The sequence below is a fragment of the Streptomyces sp. NPDC056738 genome, from assembly GCF_042790435.1.
Lineage (GTDB): Bacteria > Actinomycetota > Actinomycetes > Streptomycetales > Streptomycetaceae > Streptomyces.
Genome location: NZ_JBHTZF010000034.1, coordinates 1 through 5,840 on the forward strand (window position 1 = coordinate 1; position 5,840 = coordinate 5,840).

The window sequence follows — 5,840 nt, forward strand, 5'->3', positions numbered from 1 at the left end:
GGGGGGACCCTGTGGGAGAGTAGGACGCCGCCGAACAAATTGTGAGAAGACCCCCGGACCGGGGATACCGGTCCGGGGGTTTTCTGCGTTCAAGACCAATTTCCCGGCCTCGAAATGTCGAGATCGCCGGCCGTCATGAGCTGACCTGAAACGGCAAGCAGGGCACCGGCGGCTTGCTGCGGGCGCCTCATCCCTCACGGGGGCTCGTACGGCGGGACGGTTGATTCCATATGGCATCGAGCCGGCCGACGAGCTGGCGGAGTTCGCGGGTGCTTCGTGGCGACACGGCCTGCATCACGGTGTCGAGAAGAGCGCGTGCTTCCCAGGGGTTGCCGCAGCAGTACCAGTGCACGTTGCCCCACTCGTAGTCGTGCCACAGCAGGTGCTCGGGGCGGTGGACGTAGTCCTTCCAGAGGCGCAGGGCCTTGCTGATGTCCCCTGACTGCAGGTAGTTGCGAGTGCGTTCGAGGCGGACGACCTCTGACAGCGCGTTCGGCGACAAGCCGTCGATGGACTGCTCTGTTCGTGTCGTCCGGCGGCGGGGAAGGCCTGCCCGGACTCGTCCTGGCCGTCTACGCGGCATGGACCTTTCGGATCGTGGGCATGCCGCACATCGTGCCACGCTCTCGAACGGCGGGAGCTGTCCATGAACCGTGCACGGCGGAACTGGTGAGCGGCTGGTGCCGGACGAGTCAGCGGGAGACTCCGACACTGCTGACCCAGACAGCGAAGGGCGTGTCCTCCGGTCCGGTCTCGGTCTGCTCCGAGAGGTTCTGTGCGTCGTCCAGGTCCGGCCATGCGATGAAGCCGGGCTCGCTGTCGGCCAGAAATCCCTCGATGACCGGACCGAGGTCGCCGGAAGGCGCGTAGCTACCGCCGAACGGCAGCGCATCCGGGGGCACGGAACCGGTCGAGCACCGGAGCTGGCCCGCCTGTGCGTCGTGCCACACGTAGAACGTCGCGACCCCAGAGAAGCCGAGAACTCGAATGCGTTCCCGGATGGCAGCAGCAGTCCGCTCGAAGGCAGCCACCACCTCGGCGACGGACAACGAACCCCTGTCCTCGTCAGCCGCACCCAGCGACCAGGTGTTGGTCTCCCACTCCACCCGTCGGTCGGCCGGCTCCAGTACCAGAGGCTCGTCCGCCACCTCGGCGATCCACGTCAACAGCACCACTGCAGTATTCCTGTACAGCTCGACCCGAGGAGCCCCAGAGAAGCGACCTCTTATAGCGGCTACCGCAATGAGGTGGCTCGGTCCTGACGGCCTTTTCCAGGGCGGTAGTTGAGCGTTCGGTCGGTTCGGTGTGGGGATCACGCTGACATGGGAGTGCAGGACCGCCGATCACTCCAGGATGTCCGTGGAGCGTGCCACGATCCGGCTTCATGGGTGACCGTTCGCTTTCACCCGCCTGGCTGGTCTCGTGGACCGACAGAGTCTCCGGGCCCCTCGCGGCCCTGGCGGGCGAGTTCGAGCGTCGGCACGGCTTTCCCCCCGGCACCAACGAGGTCCGGCCGGCCGCGACGATCAAACCGCGGCTCGCGCGCTTGCCCAAGCTGACGTCATCCCGGCTGACCCAGTCACTCTCTACGACAGCATCGGCGACGTCACCTGGGCGGACGTCGGCAACGGCTACTTCCTCGACCCGGCAAGTGACGTCCTTCTGCGGCTCCAGGAGCACGGCGCGGTCGATGCCGGCGCGGATCAGAAGGTGGTCATCGGCTCGAACGGCGGCGGCCTGTCCTACGTCGCGGGCCCTGATGGGTCGGTTCATCGGACGCGGACGGCATCACTGGACGAACCGGAGCTCGACAAGGTGGGCAAACGCGGCCGACCTCGGTGCCGCCCCGACGCCGTTCTCGGTGACCGCGGCTACGACCACGACAAGTACCGCCGCCTCGTCCGCGCGCTGGGAGTGAAGCGGCTGATCGCGCGACGTGGCACCGAATACGGCTCCGGTCTCGGCACTCAACGCTGGGTTGTCGAGAGGACTTTCGCCCACCTGCGCTGGCTCCGCGCCTGCGGATCCGCTGGGAGATTCGCGATGACATCCACGAAGGGATGCGCGCTCCCCTGCTGGCGACGTCTGTCACAGCAGGCCGGAACCCTCGCCCTCCCGCAGTAGCCATTCCTTGACGGAAGGAGCTCGATCAAGGAGCTGGCGGACCTGCATCCCCTCTTCGCGTGAGATCACCCTCGGCAGCGGGGCGAAGTCGCAGGGAAGCACATCCAGCAGGCTCAGCACGCGGTCTCCCGCGCGCAGAGTGATCAACAGCTCGCAGCGCAGCTGGCGTGGAACCTCCGGGCGATGGGACAGGCTGTGCCACAGGGCCGGCCACAGGTAGTGGGTGCTGTCGGGCGCTGTATTCGCTCGCACCCACGACGGGTCCAACCGCTGGCTCAGGTCGAGGTCACCCGCCTGCTCCTCCAGCCTGAATAGCGAGGCCGAATCAATGACCTTCACCTCGCGAGGCAGCGGCTGTTCAGAGTCCATCGCCCCATGCTGGCCGACAGCACCCTACGCCGGGCGGCCGACCCCAAAGAGCCATTCTTATTGGAGTTCTTAGTGGGGCGGTCGTGCGCTCGAAGGTGGAGGGGGCGTTGCGGTGGGAGGGGCGGCGCGGCAGGGTGCGATGTGCGAGGTCTCTGGCGGGCGGGATCGACGGGGAGTGTCTTCGGTGACGGTCGTGTCCACGTGGTGCTCGGCGGGTCGGTCGAGCATGACTGTCATCAGGAACGAGGACCTGTGAACGCCGGTGCTGATCACGAGAGCCCGAGTAGCGACCTCAGCACCTGGGCGATCGAGCGTCTTCAGTTGTTCGCCCGGGGCGCCCACGGCGGGGAGCTCGAGGCGGTGCGTGTCGTCGCGCAGGGGCATGCCTATGGCGCCGACGAAAGCCGCGAAGTCCGCAGGCAGTGGGCCAAGTTGTCCTTGCAGGTCAACCGGCGTCTGTGTGGGGACGGTCCCTGGGAGCAAGCGCGAGTGGCGCAGCACGACGTCATGCTCCGGGCGTGGGTGATCGACCAGCTCGGCCCCGACGACGGGGATCCCGACTGGAGCCCCGAGACGTTGGCGTCGGACACCGTCGCAGCGTTGGCCCTCACCCCGGCCGAGGCTCGTGCTCTCGGTGACCACTGGCGCGACCTTGAGGTGGAGCAGATGGGCGAGCTGCGGCGGCACAAGAACCTGACAGCCCATCTCGACGGACTCGTCGACCACCTGGAGCCCGGGCCGGTACGGGATCAGCTCCTCGCCTGGACCGAGACGCGCCGACACCTGCCCTGACGCCACTCAGTCATAGTCGGACGCCGGCTGGTCGACCAGGCCGCCCCTGTGCGGTGTGGGGATGTAGTCCTGGGCGCCGGCAGGCAGCGCGGCGACACACGCCGGTGAGCAGGCGTTGACCAGCAGGGGCAGTACGTCAGTGGCGACGCGCAACGAGATCCACGCCTGGTGCGGCCCGTCCTGCTCGATCACGCGGTCGCAGACGCTGCACCTGTGGGCGTCGGTCGTGCCCCAGCGCCGGGGGTCCCGGTTGCTCGGATCGCGTTCCGCGGCGGAGTCCGGTGAGGGGCGAAGCCGTGGGAAGGGCGGTCGCACCTTGTAGTTGCCGTAGAGGGCGCGTGTGCTCACCGTGCTGCGGGTCAGCTTCCGGCAGCGGGTGATCTCGTAAGGGAACCAGTGCAGCCGGTAGGAGGTGTAGGGGGTGAACTCCTCCAGGCTGGTCATGCCTCCGATGGCGGGTGGGATCCGGACCAGGTTGCTGCCGTAGAGCACGAGGTGCTTGACCGCGGTCAGCCTGGCGATGCCGGCCGGCAGCGTGATGACCTGCCGGCGCTCTTCCGGGGTCAGCTCGGCCAGGGGACGGAACTCCTCGCGTCCGTCGGCGACGGCCTCGTCGACCAGCTCCAGCAGGTGCCGCCAACCCGGGGCCGAAGTGTCCTGCTGCTCGGTGTGGAACCCGACGCGAGCACGCGGGCGGGGTCGGGTCTGGTCGAAGCACGAGCAGTCTCTGGGGGAGGCTCGTCGGCCCGGGGCACGATCCGACGCGTCGTCCCGGTGATTCCCACGGATCATCGGTTCTTCTTCGCCTTCCATGGCGCCAAGATACGGAGGTCGCCGCGGGCCTTCGCCGTGAACCCCACGCCCGAGAGGGCGGGGCTCCTCTGCCCTTGGTCCAGGGAAACAGGAGTGCGGTGGGCCTGAGAGGCGGGGCAGCATGGTGCGGTGGCCGACCTGCTGTGGGATGACGTGCGCTGCTTCTTCGACCCGGCCTTGACGGGGTCGCTGCCGGACGTGCGCATTCCGAACGCATCGGTGGAGGACTGGCAGGCGGTGCTCGATCTTGTCGCGGAGAGGCGTTGGAAGTGCCAGTACTCCGAGGGGGAGACGGTGCTTCCGGTACCCCGGGCGGAGGTCGCGCTGTCCCGCCCTGCCGATGCCGAGTGCCCGGGCCTGAGAGTCTGGCCGTCCGCTGATGTGTTGGCGATCTTCCGCTTCCATGCCGTCGACGAAATCGACTTCGACGTCGACCTGCGGGAGTTGCAGGGCCAGGAGCGTCTGGATGTGTTCTGCGGCTTTCTTCGGGAGCTCGGGCGACGGTTGGGCAAGCCGGTGGTGATGGATCCGGAGGGGGATTGCCTCCAGCCGGTGCTCGGGTGCGACGTCGAGGCTGATCGAGTCGTTCTCCTAGGCCCGTAGGCCCGTAGGCCTGTATAGGCGATAGAGGGCAGGGACTCCTGCCTTCGGGACTGTCCTGGTAGCCGTCGACCGGTCGAGCTGGAAGGCAGGCGGCGGCCGCCGCCTGGCGGTCGAGCAGCTCGGCCTTGGCCACGCCTCCGATGACGTCCATGACGGTGGCCGTCGGCAGGGCGCGCTGCGGAAACTGCGGAGCTGCCGAGTTCGCGGGGCCGGTATCGTCCGGGTTCCCGGCTCGCCGTACCGGCGGCCACTGTTCAGAGAGCGATGCGGATGACCAGCCGGCGAGCAACGACGACCCTGTGGCGCCCCACCGGCCCCAAGGAGCTGGATCTGGTGCGGGAGCTGGACTGGCGTGCCTGGCCGCCCCGGCTGCCCGAGCAGCCGATCTTCTACCCGGTCCTCAACGAAGACTACGCGGTCAGGATCGCGCGGGACTGGAACGTGAAGCACGACGGCGCCGGCTTCGTCACTCGCTTCGAGGTCGAGTCGGAGTTCCTGGGCCGGTATCCCGTGCAGCAGGCCGGCGGGCGGACGATCCTCGAGCTCTGGGTTCCCGCCGAGGAGCTGGACGACTTCAACGCCCACATCGTCGGCGAGATCCAGGTGGTCCACGAGTTCCGCTGAGGTGAGGTCTTGTGGGCGGGGCGCCTCGGCCCGGTGCGATGATCCCGGCGCGGGAGCCGTCCTGGTAGCCCCATCCTGGCGATCGACGACGACCACACTCGTCCCTCCGGTCCCTCACGAGGGCCAGGCCGGGGAGCCGACAAAAGATCTTGACAGGTGGGTGTTGACACTGCCCTGCCGGATGCGTAAAGTTCTTCGAGTTGTCACGGAGCCGGTCTGGTTCCGGGACGGCACCTCCGCCGCTGATGCGGCACTCAAATCTTCAGCTCGATCCCAGCCGGGGTGAATTCGGTGTGCCCGAATTCAATTCGATTGGGGCCCGGTGGCCCGATTAGGAACTGCCGGGAAGATCCGCTAAAGTTTGAGACGTCGGAACGGCCCAACGGCCGGGAAGGCAAGCCCCGCTGACTGGGAGTCAGGCCCGAAAGAGTCTGATAGAGTCGGAAACGCAAGACCGAAGGGAAGCGCCCGGAGGAAAGCCCGAGAGGGTGAGTACAAAGGAAGCGTCCGTTCCT

The 5,840-nt window shown here is 67.6% G+C and carries 7 protein-coding genes and 1 pseudogene; 4 read left to right on the forward strand and 4 right to left on the reverse strand.

The window, feature by feature from the left end; genetic code table 11:
• Positions 1–187: 187 nt before the first annotated feature.
• Together ACFRIC_RS41910 and ACFRIC_RS41915 are read right to left on the reverse strand one after the other, a co-directional pair.
• Positions 188–502, reverse strand: coding sequence for a hypothetical protein (locus ACFRIC_RS41910; RefSeq protein ID WP_382797296.1), 315 nt, complete (start codon positions 500–502; stop codon positions 188–190).
• 190 nt (positions 503–692) lie between these two features.
• A complete protein-coding gene (locus tag ACFRIC_RS41915; RefSeq protein ID WP_382797297.1) occupies positions 693–1,175 on the reverse strand; it encodes a hypothetical protein in 483 nt (160 codons plus the stop codon).
• A gap of 643 nt (positions 1,176–1,818) precedes the next feature.
• Between ACFRIC_RS41915 and ACFRIC_RS41920 the strand changes: the two are divergent.
• Positions 1,819–2,135: pseudogene (locus tag ACFRIC_RS41920) on the forward strand (transposase); the annotation flags it as partial.
• Here ACFRIC_RS41920 and ACFRIC_RS41925 read toward each other — a convergent pair.
• Positions 2,089–2,493, reverse strand: coding sequence for a hypothetical protein (locus tag ACFRIC_RS41925; protein ID WP_382797298.1), 405 nt, complete (start codon positions 2,491–2,493; stop codon positions 2,089–2,091). The pseudogene ACFRIC_RS41920 and the gene ACFRIC_RS41925 overlap by 47 nt on opposite strands.
• 489 nt (positions 2,494–2,982) lie before the next feature.
• On the opposite strand from ACFRIC_RS41925, the gene ACFRIC_RS41930 reads away from it, so the two are divergent.
• The gene (locus ACFRIC_RS41930) at positions 2,983–3,285 is read left to right on the forward strand and encodes a hypothetical protein (RefSeq protein WP_382797299.1); all 303 of its coding nucleotides are present in this window, start codon (positions 2,983–2,985) and stop codon (positions 3,283–3,285) included.
• A 6-nt stretch (positions 3,286–3,291) separates the two neighbouring features.
• On the opposite strand, the gene ACFRIC_RS41935 is transcribed toward ACFRIC_RS41930, so the two are convergent.
• Positions 3,292–4,077, reverse strand: coding sequence for a leucine-rich repeat domain-containing protein (locus ACFRIC_RS41935; RefSeq protein ID WP_382797300.1), 786 nt, complete (start codon positions 4,075–4,077; stop codon positions 3,292–3,294).
• 150 nt (positions 4,078–4,227) lie between these two features.
• On the opposite strand from ACFRIC_RS41935, the gene ACFRIC_RS41940 reads away from it, so the two are divergent.
• Both ACFRIC_RS41940 and ACFRIC_RS41945 read left to right on the forward strand, forming a co-directional pair.
• On the forward strand, positions 4,228–4,701 hold the full coding sequence (locus tag ACFRIC_RS41940; RefSeq protein ID WP_382797301.1) for a hypothetical protein: 474 nt from the start codon (positions 4,228–4,230) through the stop codon (positions 4,699–4,701).
• A 270-nt stretch (positions 4,702–4,971) separates the two neighbouring features.
• Positions 4,972–5,325, forward strand: a complete 354-nt coding sequence (locus tag ACFRIC_RS41945; protein ID WP_382797302.1) for a hypothetical protein — start codon at positions 4,972–4,974, stop codon at positions 5,323–5,325.
• The last annotated feature ends 515 nt before the right edge of the window (positions 5,326–5,840 follow it).